Raw genomic sequence first — 16,491 nt, 5'->3', positions numbered from 1 at the left:
GCCAGGGGCGGGACCGGCTTAGCGGCCGAAGCTGCGCAGCCGCAGCGAGTTGGCCACCACCAGCACCGAACTGGCGGCCATTGCGGCGCCGGCGATCATCGGGTTGAGCAGGCCCAGGGCTGCCACCGGAATGCCCACGGCGTTGTAGAAGAACGCCCAGAAAAGGTTCGTCTTGATGGTGCCCAGCGTCCGGCGGGAGAGCTCGATCGCCTGCGCCACCTGCCCGAGGTCGTTGCCCATCACCGTCAGATCGGCGGCCTCGATGGCGACGTCGGTGCCGGAGCCCATAGCGATGCCCAGGTCCGCCTGCGCTAGCGCCGCGGCGTCGTTGACGCCGTCCCCGGCCATCGCCACAGTGGCGCCCGCCGCTTGCAGCTTCCGCACGGCGTCGACCTTGCCCTCCGGGAGTACACCCGCGAAGACGTCGTCCGGGCTGATCCCGACGGCGGCCGCCACCTGCGCGGCCACGGCGGCGTTGTCACCGGTCAGCAGGATCGGCCGGAGCCCGAGTTCCCGGAACCGGGCGACCGCGGCTGCGGAGCCGGGCTTGAGGGTGTCCCGCAGGCGGATGATGCCGGCGGGTTCGCCGTCAACGGCAACCCAGATGGCCGTGGCGCCCGAGTCTTCGGCAGTGCCCAGCGCCTCCCGCTGCGCCGGGGCCGGGGCGATGCCGAGCTCCAGCAGCCAGCCGGTGCGCCCCGCGGTTACCCGCCGTCCGTCCACGGTGCCCTGGACGCCGCCGCCGGGCGCGGAACGGAAGCCGGCGACGGCGGGGTGGCCGGCGCCGTCGTTGTTCAAGCCCTCCGCGGCCAAAGCCGCAGCGGCGATGGCCCGGGCGATCGGGTGCTCGGAGGCGTTTTCCACTGCCCCCGCGAGGCGCAGGACCTCGGCTTCGCTGTGCGGTCCGAAGCTGTGGATGCCGTCCACGGCGAGCCGGCCGGTGGTGACGGTTCCGGTCTTGTCCAGCAGGATCGTGTCCACCGTCCGGGTGTCCTCGAGGACCTGCGGCCCCTTGATCAGGATGCCGAGCTGGGCGCCGCGGCCGGTTCCCGTGAGCAGCCCCACCGGTGTGGCCAGCCCCAGGGCGCAGGGGCAGGCGATGACCAGCACAGCGACGGCGGCGGTGAAGGCGACCCGGACCTCGTCGGGGCCCATGGCCGGTGCGGCCGCCATCAGCCAGGCCCCGAAGGTGAGGGCGGCGATGGCCAGGACGACCGGTACGAAGACGGCGCTGATGCGGTCTGCGAGCCGGGCGATGGGTGCTTTTCCGGTCTGCGCCGCAGAGACGAGGCGCCCCATTTGGGCCAGCGTGGTTTCGGACCCGACGCGGGTGGCGCGGACCAGCAGCCGGCCGGAGGTGTTGATGGTGGCCCCGGTGACTTGGCTGTCCGGGCCAACTTCCACCGGTACGGATTCGCCGGTCACAAGGGAGGCGTCCACGGCCGAGGAGCCGTCGATGACCACGCCGTCGGTGGCGATCTTCTCGCCGGGGCGGACCACCATCACATCTCCGACGGCCAGCTGGTCGGCCGGGATCTTGTGCTCGGTGCCGTGGCGCAGGATCGTCGCGTCCTTTGCCCCCAGGTCCAGCAGGGCCCTGAGGGCGTCGCCGGCCTTCCGTTTGGCATTGGCCTCGAGGTAGCGGCCAAGGAGCAGGAACGTGGTGACCACGGATGCGACCTCGAAATACAGGCCGCCGGAGCTCATGCCCTCCGCTGCCGGGTGTGCGGTCATGCGCGGGTCGGCTAGGAGCTGGCCGGCCGAGAACGCGTAGGCAGCAATCACGCCGATTGATACCAGGGTGTCCATGGTCGAGGCCAGGTGCCGGGCGTTTGCTGCCGCGGCGCGGTGAAACGGCCACGCCGCCCAGGTGACCACCGGCAGGGCAAGGACGGCGGCTGTCCAGCCCCAGTTCGGGAACTGCAGCGCCGGGATCATCGAGATCGCGAACACCGGCACGGTGAGCGCGGCTGCCGCGGCGAGCCGCGGGCGGAGTGAGGGTGCGGCTGAGCCAGTCGGAACCCCGGTGGTGGCCGGGAGTTCTGCGGGCTCAACCGGTGTGCCCGGATACTTGGGGGACCGGATCGTGGCCTTGTAGCCAGCGGCCGCGACCGTGGCGGTGATTTGGTCGTCGGTAATGTCCGCCGGGACGCTGACACGGGCGGACTCGAGGGGCAGGTTGACGCTGGCCTCGACGCCGTCGAGCTTTCCGAGCCTGCGCTCGACCCGGTTGACGCAGGAGGCGCAGGTCATGCCCTCGATATCGAGGTCAATGACCCGGCTTCCGGCCTGGTCCAACAACTGCTCGCTGCTCACGGCGCCCTTCTTTTCCCGTCGATGCCCTGTCTGCCGTTGGCCGGCGTCTGCCGTCCGCCGGCGCGAACGTCACTCAGGCTTCGCTGGCGACCATGAGGTAGCCGGCCTCGGCGACGGCCTCGCCGATCTCGGAGGACGACAGTGTCTCGCTGGAGGTGATCGTGACGGTGGAGATGCCCCCGGCCTTGAGATCGACGTCGACCTTTTCGACGCCGGAGAGCGCCTCAAGTTCTTCGCTGACGGAGGACACGCAGTGGCCGCAGGTCATGCCGGAAACGTTGACGGTGGTGGAAACGGTGGCCATGGCGTGCTCCTTGTCGCTGGGCAGGTGTGGTGGTTCCCCGGCCCGGTGGTGTGGTGGGTGGTGCAGGTCCTAGCGCAGGAGGCGTCCGATTGCATCGGTGGCTTCCTTGACTTTGAAATCGATGGCCTCGGCCCGAAGCTCCGGATCCGGCTCGGCGGCGGCGCCGACAACGCAGTGCCCGATGTGCTCCTCGACGAGCCCCAGGCTCACCGCGTGCAGGGCCTTGGTGACGGCGGCGACCTGAGTGAGGATGTCGATGCAGTACTTGTCCTCGTCAACCATCCGGGCGATGCCGCGGACCTGCCCTTCGATCCGCTTGAGCCGGCGAAGGTAGGCATCCTTGTTGGCCGTGTAGCCGTGCTGCTCGTGGGGCGCTGTGTCCAAGCTCAACGGGTCCAAGCTCGACGGGTCCGGGCGCGCCGTGCCGGGGACTTCTGACTCGCTCATGCCCCCAACATATACCCCCTAGGGGTATGTTTCAAGCCTGCGCGCGGGCTTGCGGGGAATCTGGAACGTTGCGCAAATTAAAGAGCTCCGGAGTGCGTTATTGGGGGATACGCACTCCGGAGCAGCTATAGGGTAGGCGGTTCGTCCCGCCTACACATCGAGCTTACTTGGCGGTAGTGGGATAACACCAGCACTCCGAATAAGTACTTTCGCTTTATTTTCTACCCGCCGGAACGATGAGGATCGGACGTTCCTGATGGTGGCTCAGCCATGCCGCCACAGAGCCGTTGAGCGCCGCGGAAATGCGGTGGCCGATGCCGCGTTCGGGGGTCCCCACCACAATCATGCGCGCGTTGGCGTCCGCGGCCAGCCTGCCGATCGCCCGGGCGGGGTCCCCGGCCAGGGTGCGCAGTGTCCAGTCGATCCCCAGGCCTGCGCAGTGTGCCTCAATGGCCGAACGCAACTCCTGGGTGGTCTCCCGGATCCGGGCGTCGTCCGCGTCCGGATGCAGCGACAGGCGGTGCGCGGACCGCGCCGGATCCCACTCCACGAGGTAGCTTGCCTCATCCACGTAGGCGCAGATCATGGGCGCGGCCAGGGTCTTCGCAAGGGATGCCGCCAGCTGCAGCACCTCGGGATGCTGCCCCGGAACCACGCCCACCACGAGGGGCGCCGGGCCGTCGGCGGAGTCGTCAGACATACTTCATTCTGGCGCCGGGGTGCCGCCCTGAACAGGGGCTTACTTCCCGTTCCCGCAGCTCGGGACGGCGCTGGCGCAGTTTGCCGGGGAATCCCTTGAACAGCCCGGGGACGGGGCCTACGGTTGAAGAACACAGGAGGAGGTGGCCGCCGTGGAGATCTACATGTGGTGGTTGGATCTGGATTTGGCGAGCAAAGAATGGCTTCGGGAAAATCTCCGGACCGTCGAACTGCCCGAGGCCGTGCAGCGGGGGATAGCCGCCGCCGGCGGCCCCAGTCCCGCTGAATCGTCCGCCGGCGGCGCCGCAGTTTTGACGGCTGCGGACTGGGACTTCATCGAGACGCAGTCGGAGTTCGTCGACTGACACGCGCCACGGTACCCCCGTCGGCGCCGGGAGAAAACCATTGCGGCCTTCCGGCGGGGATGGTTGCATGGGACGCATGGCTACTGCAGAGAGTTATGTCCTGGCGATCGGGACCAAGAAGGGCCTTTGGCTGGCGACCAGCCCGGACCGGAGGCACTGGTCCTTGTCCGGGCCGCATTTTCTGATGAGTGAGGTGCCCAGCATCGGCATCGATACCCGCGATGGCAGGACCCGGATCCTGGTGGGGGTCCGCTCCGAGCACTGGGGTCCCACGGTTTTTCACTCCGATGACCTGGGCGGAACTTGGAGCGAACCCGAAAACGGCGCCATCACGTTCCCCGACGGCACCGAGGCCGCCTTGGAACGGATCTGGCAGATCCACCCGGACGCCGACTCCCGCCCGGGCGTCGTGTGGGCAGGATGTGAACCGATCTCCGTCTGGAAATCGACCGACGGCGGCGAGCATTTCGAGCTCAACCGCGGCCTCTGGGACCATCCGCACCGCAGCGAATGGGGCGCAGGTTATGGCGGCGCCGCGGCGCACTCGATCGTCGTTGACCCCACGGGCGAGAAAGTCCACGTTGCCATGAGCACGGGAGGGGTCTACCGCTCGCTCGACGGCGGCACCTCCTGGGAGCCGCGCAACAAGGGGATTTCCGCCTACTTCATGCCAGACCCCAACCCGGAATTCGGCCAGTGCGTCCACAAGATCGCGGCCGACGCCGCCGTCGACGGCCGGCTGTACGCGCAAAACCACCACGGCGTGTACCGCAGCGACGACGACGCCGAATCGTGGGAGTCGATCGCCGAGGGGCTGCCGGCGGACTTCGGTTTTGTGATGCTGACGCATCCGCGCCGGGCCGGTACGGCCTGGGTGATCCCGCTGAAGGCTGACGGCGAACGGATTCCGCCGGACGGGAAGTTGGCCGTGCACCGGACGGATGACGCCGGCGCCAGCTGGAAACGGCTCGACGCCGGGCTCCCGGATGCCGAGTACAACGCAGTGCTGCGCGATGCTGCCAGCGTGGACGGCGCGGAGCCCACGGGCGTCTACTTCGGGACGCGGGGTGGCAGTGTCTACGCCAGCGCCGACGAGGGCGAACACTTCACCGAAATCGCCTCGCACCTGCCGGACGTGCTGTGCGTGCGGGCGGCCGTGGTTTCCGCGGCTTTGGTGCCGGCGCAGCCGTGAGGGGACGAACAAGCGCATGAACGGCGCCATGGTCGACGGCGACTCCATGCCGGCCGAGTCCGCGATCAGTGTGGTCCTGCCCAGCGTGCTCCAGCCGCTCGCTGGCGGGCAGTCCATCCTGACTACGCCCGCGGAGGCGGCGGTGACGGTGGAGCGGTTGCTGGATGCGGTGACCGGGGACTATCCGGCGTTGTCGCGGCGGTTGCGGGACGAGACCGGAGCTGTCCGCCGTTACGTGAATATATACGTCAACGGGAATGAAATCCGGCGGCTGCAGGGCCTGGTGACTGCCGTGGCACCAGGCCAGGAAGTCCTCATCATCCAGTCAGTGGCGGGAGGCTGAGCCTCAGGCGACCCGCCAGACGGTGCATTCGTCCGCGTTGATGGCCTTGCGCATGCCCGATTGGCGGTCCATGATCCAGACGACGCCGATTCCGGGGGCCGTTTCCTGGACGCTGCCGCGGCGGATCACGACGTCGTCGTAGTTCGGGCCCACGCTCAGGCGGGCCTCGATCTCATCGCCGCGGTGCAGCTGGTCGAGGGTGCGGATACGGGTTACATGGGCTTTGGCTTCCTTCAACATGGCGGGGCCTCCTGACTGGAGCTGGTGCCTGCTCTTGCCGGCACTTCCAGTGTCCTGCGCCAATGTTGCGTCCGCGTTTCAGCACGGTAAGGGGCCGGTTAGTTTTCGACGGCGCGGCGGTTACCGGCCCTCTTTTTCGCCGGCCCCCTTAGTTTGCCGGCCGCCGCACTGCCGGCGGGCGCGCTCAGGGGAGTTGTCGTTCCCCCGGGCGCTGGACCCGGAACCACCGGTATCCGTAGCGGTCCAGCGGAAGCTCGAAGGCGCCGTCGTCGGAGAGCGGGATGTCCTCGCCGCCGAGCAGGTCCCGGAGCACGGCCCCGGCGTACGACCGCACCTCGCCGCCCGTCGCGTCCGGACCCGCTGGCCCGCTTTCCTCGCCCTCCTGCGGCGATGCCGCCGCCATCGCGCCCGTCACGGACACCGACTCCGCGCCGAAGTTGTGGGCGACAATCACCGTGGAACCGTCCCACGTGCAGCGCTGCAGCAGCACCGCCGGCGAGCCCTGCTTGATGAGTTCGAACCTGCCCCAGCCGAGCTCGGGACATTCCCGGTAGCGCTGGATCAGCGTCGCGACGAAGTTCCACAGCGAATCGGGATCCCGTTTCGCGGCCGCGGCGTTGATATGTGCCGGGCCGAAGGGTCCCTCCACCGGCTGGGCCACGAGGTCCCCGGACGGGGCGGTCGAGAAGCCGCCGTTCGTGGTGTTGTCCCACTGCATGGGGGAGCGGACGGCCGAGCGGCCCTTCGCCCGCAGGTCCTCGCCCATCCCGATCTCTTCGCCGTAGAAGAGCACCGGGGTGCCCGGCAGCGAGAACATCAGGGAGTAGACCATGCGGATCCTGGCCGGGTCGCCGCCGAGCATGGTGGGCAGCCGCCGCCGCAGTCCGCGGCCGTACATCTGCATGTCGGGATCTGGGCCGAAGGCTGCGAAGACCTCGTCGCGTTCGGCATCGCTGAGTTTGTCCAGCGTGAGTTCATCGTGGTTCCGGACGAACATGGCCCATTGGTTGTCAGGATTGATTTTCGGACGGCTGCTCAGCGTCCGGGCCAGCGGCCGGGCGTCCTGCCGGGCCAGTGACAGGTACATGTTCTGCATCGAGAGAAAATCAAACTGCATGTTCAGCTCGTTGCCGGCCGGGCCGCCGAAGTACTTCAGCTGTTCCTTGTACGGGAGATTGACCTCGCCGAGCAGCACGGCACTGCCCTGGCGGCGGTTGAGGAAGCTGCGCAGGGCGCTCAGGTATTGGTGCGGATCGATTCTCGCGGCCTCGTCCTTGGGCTCGCCGAGCAACTCCAGAAAGAAGGGCACCGCATCCAGCCGGAAGCCGTCCAGGCCCAGCTGCAGCCAGAATCCCATGGACTTCGCGATCTCGTCCCGCACCTTGGAATTCATCACGTTCAAGTCCGGCTGGTGTTTGGCGAACATGTGCAGATACCACTCACCGGTGGCCTTGTCCTGGGTCCAGATGGAGGTCTCCTCGCCGGGAAACACCACCTGGTCCGAGGTGTCCGGCGGCGTGTCCTTCCGCCAGACGTAGTAGTCGCGGTACGGGTTGTCCACGGACTTCCGGGCCTGGACGAACCACGGGTGCCGGTCGGAGGTGTGGTTGATGACAAAGTCCGCGATCACCCGGATGCCGCGATCGTTGGCGGTGCGGATGAATTCCACCAGGTCCCCCGGGCTCCCCAGCCGGGGGTCCACGCCGTACATGTCGGTGACATCGTAGCCGTCGTCCCGGTCCGGGGAGGGGTAGAAGGGCATGAGCCAGATGCAGGTAATTCCGAGCGCGGCAAGATAGTCAACGCGCTGGATCAGCCCGCCGAAGTCTCCGGTGCCGTCGCCGTCGCCGTCGAAGAAAGTCTCCGGGTCCAGGCAGTAGATCACCGCGTTTTTCCACCAGAGGTCAGAGGTTTCGGCGATTCTCACAGCGCACCGTCCGGTCCGGTCAGGGCTTGTCCGGCCGGGCGGAGCTGGGGGAGGACGTGTTCGGCGAAGACGTCGATAAACGGAGCCTGCTCCTGGCCCACGAAGTGCAGGTACAGCTCGTCGAATCCGAGGTCCAGATAGGACGCGAGCCATTGGGCGTGCTGCCCGGCATCGGCGGAAACGTTGACGGCCGCCCGCACCTGGTCCTCCTGGACACCGGCGCTGACGCCGTCGAAATGGGCCGCCGTGGGCAGGTCCCAGGGAATCGGCGGCGCAAAGACGTTGGTGCGCCACTGGTCCATAGCGATCGCGACGGCCTCGGCCTCTGTCGGTGCCCAGGACAGGTGGACCTGGAGGGCAGCGTTCCCGCGGCCACCGGCGTCCCGGTAGGCCGCCAGCATGTCCTTCAGCTTTTCCGGCGGCTGGTTCACGGTGACGAGTCCGTCCGCCCAGGCCGCCGCCCGGCGCGCTGTTTTCACGCTCACGGCCGGGGCAATGAGCGGCGGCTTGGTCTCCGGGACGTCCCAGATCCGGGCTTGCTCCACCGTGACGAGGCCGTGGTGCGTGACCACGTCGCCGGCGTGGAGCCGGCGGATGATGTCGACGCACTCCTCCAGCCGGCGCTGCCGCGTCTCCTTCTGCGGCCAGTGCTCGCCGGTGACGTGCTCGTTCATGTACTCACCGCTGCCCGGCGCCATCCAGAAGCGGCCGGGAAACATGTCCGCCAAGGTGGCCGAGGCGTGCGCGATGATCGCCGGGTGGTAGCGCTGCCCGGGCGCCGTCACCACCCCGAAACGCAGCCCGGTGGTGGCCAGCGCGGCCCCGAGCCAGGACCAGGCGAAGCCGGAGTGGCCCTGCCGGGCGGACCACGGCTCAATATGGTCCGAGCACATCGCGGCATCGAAGCCGGCCTGCTCGGCCAGCTGCACGTCCTTGAGGAGGCGGCCGGGGCTGATCTGTTCATGCGAGGCGTGGAACCCAATGGTAGCCATCACCCATGTCTACCGTGGGGGCGGGGCCGTGTCGAGGAAACCCTCGTTGGGGAAAGCCCTGCGGCGGGGCTGGCGGTGCCGGGTCCGCGGCGCAAGAATGGGCGCTATGCGACTGCCGTTGATGCCACCCATTGCGCCCATGCTGGCCAAAGCACTCCCTGCCCTGCCGGTGCCGGACACTGGAAAGGGCTGGCTCTTTGAACCGAAGTGGGACGGGTTCCGCTCCATCATCTTCCGCGACGGCGACGAGGTGGAGATCGGCAGCCGGAACGGCAAGCCGATGACGCGCTACTTCCCCGAGCTCGTCGAGGCGCTGAAGACGGAGCTGCCGGAACGCTGCGTGGTGGACGGCGAGATCATCCTGGTGGCGGCCTCGGGGGACCGGCTCGACTTCGATGCGCTCCAGCAGCGCATCCATCCGGCCGCCAGCCGGGTGAAGCTGCTCGCGGGACAGACCCCGGCGCGTTTCGTGGCGTTCGACCTGCTCGCCCTCGGCGACGAGGACCTCACCGGAAAACCCTTCGCCGAGCGCCGGCGGGAGCTCGAACGCGCACTCGCGGCCAGCGCGGCCCCGGTCCACCTGACGGCCGCGACTTCCGACCGGGACACGGCGCAGCGCTGGTTCCGGCAGTTCGAGGGCGCCGGACTTGACGGCATCGTGGCCAAGACGCTGGAGGGCACCTACCAGCCGGACAAGCGCGCGATGGTCAAGGTCAAGCATGAGCGGACGGCGGACTGCGTGCTCGCCGGATACCGCGTGCACACCTCCGGTCCGGACCGGATCGGCTCGCTGTTGCTGGGGCTCTACGACGACGCCGGGGTGCTGGCGAATGTCGGCGTGGTGGGCGCCTTCCCGATGGCACGGCGCCAGGAGCTGTTTGCCGAGCTGCAGGAGCTGGTCACCGGTTTCGAGGACCACCCCTGGGCCTGGGCCCGGCAGGAGGAGGGGGCGCGGACCCCGCGGAATGCCCAGGGAAGCCGGTGGAGCGGCGGCAAGGACCTGTCCTTCACCCCGCTCCGGCCCGAGCGCGTGGTGGAAGTGAAGTACGACCACATGGAGGGCGAACGGTTCCGACACACTGCCCAGTTCGTGCGCTGGCGTCCGGACCGGGATCCGCACTCCTGCACCTATGACCAGCTGGAGGAGCCGGTGAAGTTCGATCTCGCCGCGGTGCTGGGCGCCGTACGCTAAGGCCCAAACCTAACCTGAGACGACGCAATAGCGCCTTTAACGACGCGGCCCGCCCCCAAAGGGACGGGCCGCCGTCGTGCGGTGCGGAACTGCCGGCCGAGCGCCGGGCGGGAACCTAGTGCTGCTGGCCGAGCTCCCGGGTGGGGACCTTGAACGTCTCCTTGGCCGTCAGTGCCGCGACGGTGGCGATCAGGCAGATGATGCCGGTGAAGATGCTGATCTGGACCCAGCCGCCGGACTGGATGCCGCCCATGGCCGCGACGATCGCCGGGGCGAAACCGGCCATCAGGAAGCCAAGCTGCGTACCGATCGCGAGGCCGGAGAAGCGGACGTTGGTGGTGAACATCTCGGCGTAGAAGGAGGGCCAGACCGCGTTGGCCGCAGCGTAGCCGAACGAGAAGAACCCGATTGCCGCGAGGAACATCAGAGGGACACTGCCGGATTCGAGGCTCAGCAGGAAGACCGGGGTCAGGACCGCGCTGGACAGTGCGCCATAGATGAAGACCGGTTTGCGGCCGATCTTGTCCGCGAGCATGCCGAACAGCGGCTGGGTGCCCAGGGCCATGAAGTTGGCGCCCACCACGAGCCAGAGGGTGGTGGTGCCGTCCACGCCGGCGACGTTCTTGGCGTAGCTGATGGCCAGGGTGCCGAAGACGGTGGACACGGCGGCGATGAAGGCGCAGGCGATGACGCGGAGGACATCGCGCCAGTGGTCCTTGAGGAGGTCGGCCACCGGGAGCTTGGAGATCTGCTTGGTCTTCTGGGCTTCCTCGAACGCCGGGGGCTCGTGCAGGGTGCGGCGGATGAAGAACGCGATCAGCACAACCACGGCGCTGAGCCAGAACGGGATGCGCCAGCCGATGGTGTATTTGATCTCATCGGGCAGGGCCAGTACGGGGATGAACACGAGGGCGGCGAGGATCTGGCCGCCCTGGGTTCCGGTCAGGGTCCAGGAGGTGAAGAACGAGCGGCGGTTGTCCGGGGCGTGCTCGAGCGTCATGGAGGAGGCGCCGGCCTGCTCGCCGGCTGCGGACAGGCCCTGGCAGAGCCGTGCCAGCACCAGAAGTGCCGGGGCCCACCAGCCGACCGTGTCGAAGTCCGGGAGACAGCCGATAACGAAAGTGGCGGCACCCATCAGCAGCAGCGTGAACATGAGGACCTTCCGGCGTCCAATCCTGTCGCCGAAGTGGCCGAGGATGACCGCGCCGACCGGACGGGCCACGTAGGCGAAGCCGAAGGTCGCGAAGGACATGATGGCCGCATTGGTGTCCGCATCGGGGAAGAAAACGTGCGGGAAGATCAGTGCCGCTGCGGAACCGAAGATGAAGAAGTCGTAATACTCGACGGCGCTGCCCAGGAAGCTGGCAAGGGCCGCCTTCTTCGGCGTCCCTCCTGTGACGGTACCCGGCGTCGTGGACGGGACAGTGTGGCTCATGGTGTTCCTTTGGTGTGACGACGTTGTCGCGGATGGATCAGGAAGGTCTCGACTGCCGCTTGCTTAAGTGTGGTGCAGCCGGAGGTCCGTGGAAAGACCAGGATTAGTAGCCACATGGTGGAAGCTACTTTTGCGATATAGCAATCATGACTGTGAGCACAGTCACTTGTCAAGAAAAATAATCACCATCTAGAAATAGCTCTCACTATGTGGGAATATCAGTACATGAGTGTGAATCAAGCCACAGATACGCCCGCCGCTTCCGGGTATCCCGGGGAAGCCCCTGCAAAGCCGGCCAAAGCCGCCAGGGAGGACTCGAGGACGGACATGGTGGGCAAGGCGCTGGGCCTGCTGGTCCTCCTGGGCGACGAGCCGCGCGGCGCCAGTGCCGCGGACATTTCCCGCCGGGCGGATCTGCCGTTCAGCACCACCTACCGCCTGCTCGGGTCCCTGACGCGGGACGGCTTCGTGGACTATGAGCCGGACGGCCGCCGCTACCACCTGGGGCTGCGGGTGTTCCAGCTCGGCCAGCGCGTTTCCAACCATCACGGCTTCGCGGGTACGGCCCTGCCCATCCTGCGGCGGGTCACCGAGGAAACGGGCGAGGCGACCATCCTCTCCGTGCGCGACGGCCTCCACCACCTGACGGTGAACAAGGTGGACGGCCCGCAGACCTTCCGGGTCACGAGCGACCCCGGGCATCTCGGGGCCCTGCACACCACCTCGGTGGGCAAGGCGCTGGTGGCGTTCGCCGATGACGCCACCCGCGTCCAGCTCGTCGACGAGCTGCCCCTGGAACCGCTGACGGCGCTCTCCATCACCGACCGCGAGGCTTTCCGGGCGGAAATCGAGCAGGTCCGGCGCCAGGGCTACGCGACCATGGACGAGGAAAACGAGCTCGGCATGCGCGCCGTCGCCGTCCCGGTCTTCAACGCCCAGGGGCACGCCTTCGCCTCCCTTGCCACGGCAGTTCCGGTGTTCCGCCTCAGCATGGAGTCCCTGGTGGCCCTTGTGCCGTTGCTTCAGGCGGCGGCCGCCGAGCTGTCGGCCCGGCTGCCCCAGCGGTGACGGCCCGACGCCGGAGCCACCGCCGTAACAATAAGTTCGTCATTCGAACAACAGTGCAACATGTGAACAAAGTCTGTAATGTAATCCCTGTCACCCGGGCCGCCGGAGATGCCGCAAGCGTCCCAGCCCGCCGAGTGCCGCTGTCAAAGGAGCTAACCGGATGAGCAATCGAGCAGAGTCCTTCCTCGTGGGCCTCGTGGGAGACGGCGTCATGCCCTCCCTCACGCCCTACATGCACGAACGCGAAGGCGACGTGCAGGGCCTCCGGTACCTCTACCGCCCCATCGACCTCACCGAACTCGGCCTGCCCGGCCAGGCCGTGGGGGAGCTGCTCGCCGGCGCCCGGAGCCTCGGGTTCAACGGATTGAACATCACGCACCCCTGCAAGCAGCTCGTGGTCGACTACCTCGACGAAGTCTCCGCAGACGCCCGGCGCCTCGGCGCCGTCAACACCGTGGTCATCCGCGAGGGCCGCTTCATTGGCTACAACACCGACTTTTCCGGCTTCGCGGCGGCGCTGGCCTCCGGGCTCCCCGGCGCCACCCTGGACCGCGTGGTGCAGCTGGGCGCCGGCGGCGCCGGTTCCGCCGTCGCCTACGCCTTGCTCACCGCGGGAGTCCGCGAACTGGACCTCGTGGACACCGACGCGGCGCGCTGCGCCGCCCGGGCGGCCGAGCTCGCCGGATTCTTCCCGGACCGGACCGTCACTGCCCGGACGACGGCGGAGCTCCCGCAGCTCATGCCGCAGGCCGACGGCCTGGTGCACTGCACCCCCGTGGGCATGGCCGCCCACCCGGGCGTTCCGCTGGACATGTCCCTCGTGGAGTCCCGGCACTGGGTGGCCGACATCGTGTACCGGCCGATCGAAACCGAGCTTGTCCGCGAGGCGCGCGCCAAGGGCTGCGACGTGCTCGACGGCGGCCGGATGGCCGTGGGCCAGGCGGCGGACGCCTTCCGGATCTTCACCGGGCGCCAGGCCGATGCCGACCGCATGCGCTCCCACTTCCTGGAACTTGTGGCCGCGGAAGAAGTGGCCGCCTGATGCGCACCGGAATCGCCACCGTCTGCCTCGCCGGCACCCTGCGGGAAAAAATGCAGGCCTGCGCCGTGGCCGGCTTCGACGGGATCGAAATCTTCGAACAGGACCTCGTGACGTCCCCGCTGAGCCCGGAGGACGTCCGGAAACTGGCCGCCGACCTCGGCCTGAACCTGGACCTCTACCAGCCCTTCCGCGACTTCGACAGTGTTCCCGAGGACTTGCTCGCCGCCAACCTTCGCCGCGCGGATGCCAAGTTCAGGCTCATGTCCCGCCTGGGCATGGACACCATGCTGCTCTGTTCCAACGTCGGCACGGCCACGATCGACGACGACGATCTCCGGGCAACCCAGCTCTCCCGGCTCGCGCACCTCGCGGGTGAACACGGCGTCAAGGTCGCCTATGAGGCCCTCGCCTGGGGCAAGTACGTCAACGACTACGAGCACGCCCACCGGCTGGTCGACATGGTGGACCACCCCAACCTGGGCACCTGCCTGGACTCCTTCCACATCCTCTCCCGGGACTGGGACACCGCGCCGATCGAGGCCTTCAACCCGGAGAAGATCTTCTTCGTGCAGGTCGCCGATGCCCCCAAGCTGTCCATGGACGTGCTGTCCTGGAGCCGGCACTACCGGGTGTTTCCGGGTGAGGGCCAGTTCGAGCTCGCCAAGTTCATGGGCCACGTGGTCCGCGCCGGCTACACCGGGCCGGTGTCGCTGGAGGTGTTCAACGACGTCTTCCGCCAGTCCGACGTCGAACGCACCGCCGTCGATGCCATGCGGTCGCTGATCTGGCTCGAAGAGCAAAGCGCCGCCTGGCTAGAGGCAAACCCGGCCCCCGCCGAAGGCGAGGAGGCCAGCAAGGCGGCCGGCCCCGCGGCCCGGCGCCGCTACCCCATGGAGCTCGCCACGCTGCCCCGGGTGGCCGAGCCGGCCGGCTTCAACTTCGCCGAGGTCCGCGCAGGGGACACCGCCGGCCTGGAAACCCTGCTCGGCCAGCTGGGGTTTGCGTTTAACGGGCGGCATCGGACCAAGGACGTGCAATTGTGGACCATGGGCCACGCCCGCGTGATCATCAATGAAGAACCGGCCACCGCCGCCGGTGCTGCCCTCCAGCAGGCTCCCGCCGCCGCTGCCATTTCCGCTGCCATTTCTGCCGTGGGCTTTGACGTCGACTCTCCCGTCATCGCCGCCGCCCGCGCCCAGCAGCTCAAGGCTCCCGCGGTGCCGCGCAAGAGCCAGGCCAATGAGGAAGTCTTCCAGGGCTTCGCCGCGCCGGACTCCACCGAAATCTTCCTCTGCCAGGGCAGCCCGGACGGCACCGCCGCGTGGACCCGGGAATTCGGCGACGGACCGGGCGTCCCCGCGGAGGATCGGGCCGGCAACCCGGGCGCCGTGATCGACCACGTCAACCTCGCCCAGCCGTGGCAGCACTTCGACGAGGCCGTGCTCTTCTACACCAGCGCGCTTGCGCTGGAGCCGCAGCCGTTCGCCGAGGTGGCCAGCCCCACCGGGCTGGTCCGGTCCCAGGTGATGCTCACGCAGGACCGGGGCGTCCGCCTGGTGCTGAACCTGGCGCCGCTGCTGCAGCAGGAGGGCCCCACCGGCGCGTCGGAACCCGGCGCGTCCGGGACCGGCCACCGCCGCACCTACCAGGAGCACGTGGCGTTCGCCGTGGATGACCTCGTGGCCACTGCCCGGGCGGCACGGGACCGCGGACTGGACTTCCTGCGGATCCCGGCGAACTACTACGAGGACCTCGATGCCCGGTTCGAGCTGGAGCCGGAATTCCTGGCCACGCTCCGCGAGCTCAACCTGCTCTATGACCGCGATGCCGACGGCGAATTCCTGCATTTCTACACGGCCACGGTGGGCAGCGTGTTCTTCGAAATGGTGGAACGCCGCGGCGCCTACGACGGCTACGGCGCCCCGAACGCCCCGGTGCGGCACGCCGTCCAGTACGACCATCTGCACCACCTGACCCGCACTTCCTGACCCCATCCGAACAACAAACACACCAAGGAAAGGAGGCTGCTGTGCCTGAAGAAATCAACCTCGACATCTACAATGCCGACCCGATCACCGAGGACGTGTCCGACGAAGCCACGGAGGCCGCACCAAAGACGTATGCGCCGCTCGACGCCGCCGCTGAGTCGCAGGCGGACCTCAGCGCCGAGATGAAGGCGATCGGCGAGGCCTACGCGCAGGCCCTCAAAAACGGAGCCCCGGCCGAAACCCAGCCGCGGCTCGACTACGCGCCGTACCGCAGCAGCGTCCTGCGCCACCCCACCAAGGACCTGCACCACGCGGACCCGGAAACCATCGAACTCTACTCGCCGGCGTTCGGGCACATGGACGTCCACGCGCTGGAAGCGGACCTGACCATCGCGCACAACGGCGAGCCGCTGGGCGAACGCATCGTGGTCTCCGGCCGCGTGCTCGACGGCGACGGCCGCCCCGTGGCCGGCCAGCTTGTGGAGATTTGGCAGGCGAACTCCGCCGGCCGCTACATCCACAAGCGGGACCAGCACCCGGCACCGCTGGACCCCAACTTCACCGGCGTCGGCCGCTGCATCACGGGCGCCGACGGCTCCTACAGCTTCACCACCATCAAGCCCGGCGCCTACCCGTGGAAGAACCACCTCAATGCCTGGCGCCCGGCCCACATCCACTTCTCCCTGTTCGGGCAGGAGTTCACCCAGCGGATCGTCACCCAGATGTACTTCCCCGGTGACCAGCTGTTCCCGCTGGACCCGATCTACCAGTCGATCGTGGACCAGGACGCCCGCGACCGGCTCGTGGCCACCTACAACCACGAGCAGACCAAACCCGAATGGGCTCTGGCCTACAACTGGGACATTGTCCTGACCGGGTCCAAGCGGACCTGGACCGAAAACCAGGCATTGGGCGCAGGAGGCGACGAGAATGAATAGGAG

General features: G+C 68.1%; 16 protein-coding genes. 8 read left to right on the top strand and 8 right to left on the bottom strand.

Annotated features, from left to right (window positions below; all coding sequences use genetic code 11):
- Positions 1–18 precede the first annotated feature (18 nt).
- The 4 genes from MRBLAR12_RS13325 to MRBLAR12_RS13310 form a co-directional block, all read right to left on the bottom strand.
- Positions 19–2,253, bottom strand: coding sequence for a heavy metal translocating P-type ATPase (locus MRBLAR12_RS13325; RefSeq protein ID WP_414645520.1), 2,235 nt, complete (start codon positions 2,251–2,253; stop codon positions 19–21).
- Between the two features lie 136 nt (positions 2,254–2,389).
- Positions 2,390–2,620, bottom strand: a complete 231-nt coding sequence (locus tag MRBLAR12_RS13320; RefSeq protein ID WP_229991991.1) for a cation transporter — start codon at positions 2,618–2,620, stop codon at positions 2,390–2,392.
- Between the two features lie 69 nt (positions 2,621–2,689).
- The gene (locus tag MRBLAR12_RS13315; protein WP_229991904.1) at positions 2,690–3,067 is read right to left on the bottom strand and encodes a metal-sensitive transcriptional regulator; all 378 of its coding nucleotides are present in this window, start codon (positions 3,065–3,067) and stop codon (positions 2,690–2,692) included.
- Positions 3,068–3,281: 214 nt separating this feature from the next.
- Entirely contained in the window at positions 3,282–3,767 is a 486-nt protein-coding gene (locus MRBLAR12_RS13310; protein WP_229991905.1) for a universal stress protein, read from the bottom strand.
- A gap of 151 nt (positions 3,768–3,918) precedes the next feature.
- On the opposite strand from MRBLAR12_RS13310, the gene MRBLAR12_RS13305 reads away from it, so the two are divergent.
- The 3 genes from MRBLAR12_RS13305 to MRBLAR12_RS13295 all read left to right on the top strand — a co-directional run bounded on the left by MRBLAR12_RS13305 (position 3,919) and on the right by MRBLAR12_RS13295 (position 5,666).
- On the top strand, positions 3,919–4,131 hold the full coding sequence (locus MRBLAR12_RS13305) for a hypothetical protein (RefSeq protein ID WP_229991906.1): 213 nt from the start codon (positions 3,919–3,921) through the stop codon (positions 4,129–4,131).
- A 67-nt stretch (positions 4,132–4,198) separates the two neighbouring features.
- A complete protein-coding gene (locus MRBLAR12_RS13300) occupies positions 4,199–5,323 on the top strand; it encodes a WD40/YVTN/BNR-like repeat-containing protein (protein ID WP_229991907.1) in 1,125 nt (374 codons plus the stop codon).
- Positions 5,324–5,339: 16 nt separating this feature from the next.
- The gene (locus MRBLAR12_RS13295) at positions 5,340–5,666 is read left to right on the top strand and encodes a MoaD/ThiS family protein (protein WP_229991908.1); all 327 of its coding nucleotides are present in this window, start codon (positions 5,340–5,342) and stop codon (positions 5,664–5,666) included.
- A gap of 3 nt (positions 5,667–5,669) precedes the next feature.
- Here MRBLAR12_RS13295 and MRBLAR12_RS13290 read toward each other — a convergent pair whose 3' ends face one another.
- The 3 genes from MRBLAR12_RS13290 to MRBLAR12_RS13280 all read right to left on the bottom strand — a co-directional run bounded on the left by MRBLAR12_RS13290 (position 5,670) and on the right by MRBLAR12_RS13280 (position 8,825).
- Complete coding sequence (locus MRBLAR12_RS13290) at positions 5,670–5,906, bottom strand: hypothetical protein (protein WP_229991909.1); 237 nt, start codon at positions 5,904–5,906, stop codon at positions 5,670–5,672.
- A gap of 184 nt (positions 5,907–6,090) precedes the next feature.
- Positions 6,091–7,833 (bottom strand): alpha-amylase family protein, encoded by a 1,743-nt coding sequence (locus tag MRBLAR12_RS13285; RefSeq protein ID WP_229991910.1) that lies wholly within the window; start codon positions 7,831–7,833, stop codon positions 6,091–6,093.
- Complete coding sequence (locus tag MRBLAR12_RS13280) at positions 7,830–8,825, bottom strand: TIGR03885 family FMN-dependent LLM class oxidoreductase (protein WP_364746603.1); 996 nt, start codon at positions 8,823–8,825, stop codon at positions 7,830–7,832. Before MRBLAR12_RS13280 ends, MRBLAR12_RS13285 begins: the two co-directional genes overlap by 4 nt.
- 106 nt (positions 8,826–8,931) lie before the next feature.
- Here MRBLAR12_RS13280 and MRBLAR12_RS13275 point away from each other — a divergent pair, with 106 nt between their 5' ends.
- Positions 8,932–10,017, top strand: a complete 1,086-nt coding sequence (locus tag MRBLAR12_RS13275) for an ATP-dependent DNA ligase (RefSeq protein WP_229991912.1) — start codon at positions 8,932–8,934, stop codon at positions 10,015–10,017.
- Between the two features lie 115 nt (positions 10,018–10,132).
- Here the strand turns inward: MRBLAR12_RS13275 and MRBLAR12_RS13270 are convergent, their stop codons facing one another.
- On the bottom strand, positions 10,133–11,452 hold the full coding sequence (locus MRBLAR12_RS13270; protein ID WP_229991913.1) for an MFS transporter: 1,320 nt from the start codon (positions 11,450–11,452) through the stop codon (positions 10,133–10,135).
- A gap of 225 nt (positions 11,453–11,677) precedes the next feature.
- Between MRBLAR12_RS13270 and MRBLAR12_RS13265 the strand changes: the two genes are divergently transcribed.
- From MRBLAR12_RS13265 to pcaH, 4 genes are all read left to right on the top strand, one after another.
- Positions 11,678–12,520 carry an IclR family transcriptional regulator gene (locus tag MRBLAR12_RS13265; protein ID WP_229991914.1) on the top strand — a complete coding sequence of 281 codons (843 nt, stop codon included), beginning with the start codon at positions 11,678–11,680 and terminating at the stop codon, positions 12,518–12,520.
- 160 nt (positions 12,521–12,680) lie between these two features.
- Positions 12,681–13,562, top strand: a complete 882-nt coding sequence (locus tag MRBLAR12_RS13260; RefSeq protein WP_364746600.1) for a shikimate dehydrogenase — start codon at positions 12,681–12,683, stop codon at positions 13,560–13,562.
- Complete coding sequence (locus MRBLAR12_RS13255; protein WP_364746598.1) at positions 13,562–15,550, top strand: sugar phosphate isomerase/epimerase and 4-hydroxyphenylpyruvate domain-containing protein; 1,989 nt, start codon at positions 13,562–13,564, stop codon at positions 15,548–15,550. Before MRBLAR12_RS13260 ends, MRBLAR12_RS13255 begins: the two co-directional genes overlap by 1 nt.
- Before the next feature lie 41 nt (positions 15,551–15,591).
- Entirely contained in the window at positions 15,592–16,488 is an 897-nt protein-coding gene (pcaH, locus tag MRBLAR12_RS13250) for a protocatechuate 3,4-dioxygenase subunit beta (protein WP_414645511.1), read from the top strand.
- The last annotated feature ends 3 nt before the right edge of the window (positions 16,489–16,491 follow it).

The sequence above is a fragment of the Arthrobacter sp. LAR12-1-1.1 genome, from assembly GCF_040676555.1.
In the GTDB taxonomy this organism is placed as follows: Bacteria; Actinomycetota; Actinomycetes; order Actinomycetales; family Micrococcaceae; genus Arthrobacter.
Note: the sequence above shows the minus strand (reverse complement) of the source record. Positions and strands in the feature narration are given on the sequence as shown.

Coding starts and splice junctions, on each gene's coding strand:
- MRBLAR12_RS13325 (WP_414645520.1), bottom strand. CDS start 2,253: ATGACCTGCGCCTCCTGCGTCAACCGGGTCGAGCGCAGGCTCGGAAAG.
- MRBLAR12_RS13320 (WP_229991991.1), bottom strand. CDS start 2,620: ATGGCCACCGTTTCCACCACCGTCAACGTTTCCGGCATGACCTGCGGC.
- MRBLAR12_RS13315 (WP_229991904.1), bottom strand. CDS start 3,067: ATGAGCGAGTCAGAAGTCCCCGGCACGGCGCGCCCGGACCCGTCGAGC.
- MRBLAR12_RS13310 (WP_229991905.1), bottom strand. CDS start 3,767: ATGTCTGACGACTCCGCCGACGGCCCGGCGCCCCTCGTGGTGGGCGTG.
- MRBLAR12_RS13300 (WP_229991907.1), top strand. CDS start 4,199: ATGGGACGCATGGCTACTGCAGAGAGTTATGTCCTGGCGATCGGGACC.
- MRBLAR12_RS13295 (WP_229991908.1), top strand. CDS start 5,340: ATGAACGGCGCCATGGTCGACGGCGACTCCATGCCGGCCGAGTCCGCG.
- MRBLAR12_RS13290 (WP_229991909.1), bottom strand. CDS start 5,906: ATGTTGAAGGAAGCCAAAGCCCATGTAACCCGTATCCGCACCCTCGAC.
- MRBLAR12_RS13280 (WP_364746603.1), bottom strand. CDS start 8,825: ATGGCTACCATTGGGTTCCACGCCTCGCATGAACAGATCAGCCCCGGC.
- MRBLAR12_RS13275 (WP_229991912.1), top strand. CDS start 8,932: ATGCGACTGCCGTTGATGCCACCCATTGCGCCCATGCTGGCCAAAGCA.
- MRBLAR12_RS13270 (WP_229991913.1), bottom strand. CDS start 11,452: ATGAGCCACACTGTCCCGTCCACGACGCCGGGTACCGTCACAGGAGGG.
- MRBLAR12_RS13265 (WP_229991914.1), top strand. CDS start 11,678: ATGAGTGTGAATCAAGCCACAGATACGCCCGCCGCTTCCGGGTATCCC.
- MRBLAR12_RS13260 (WP_364746600.1), top strand. CDS start 12,681: ATGAGCAATCGAGCAGAGTCCTTCCTCGTGGGCCTCGTGGGAGACGGC.
- MRBLAR12_RS13255 (WP_364746598.1), top strand. CDS start 13,562: ATGCGCACCGGAATCGCCACCGTCTGCCTCGCCGGCACCCTGCGGGAA.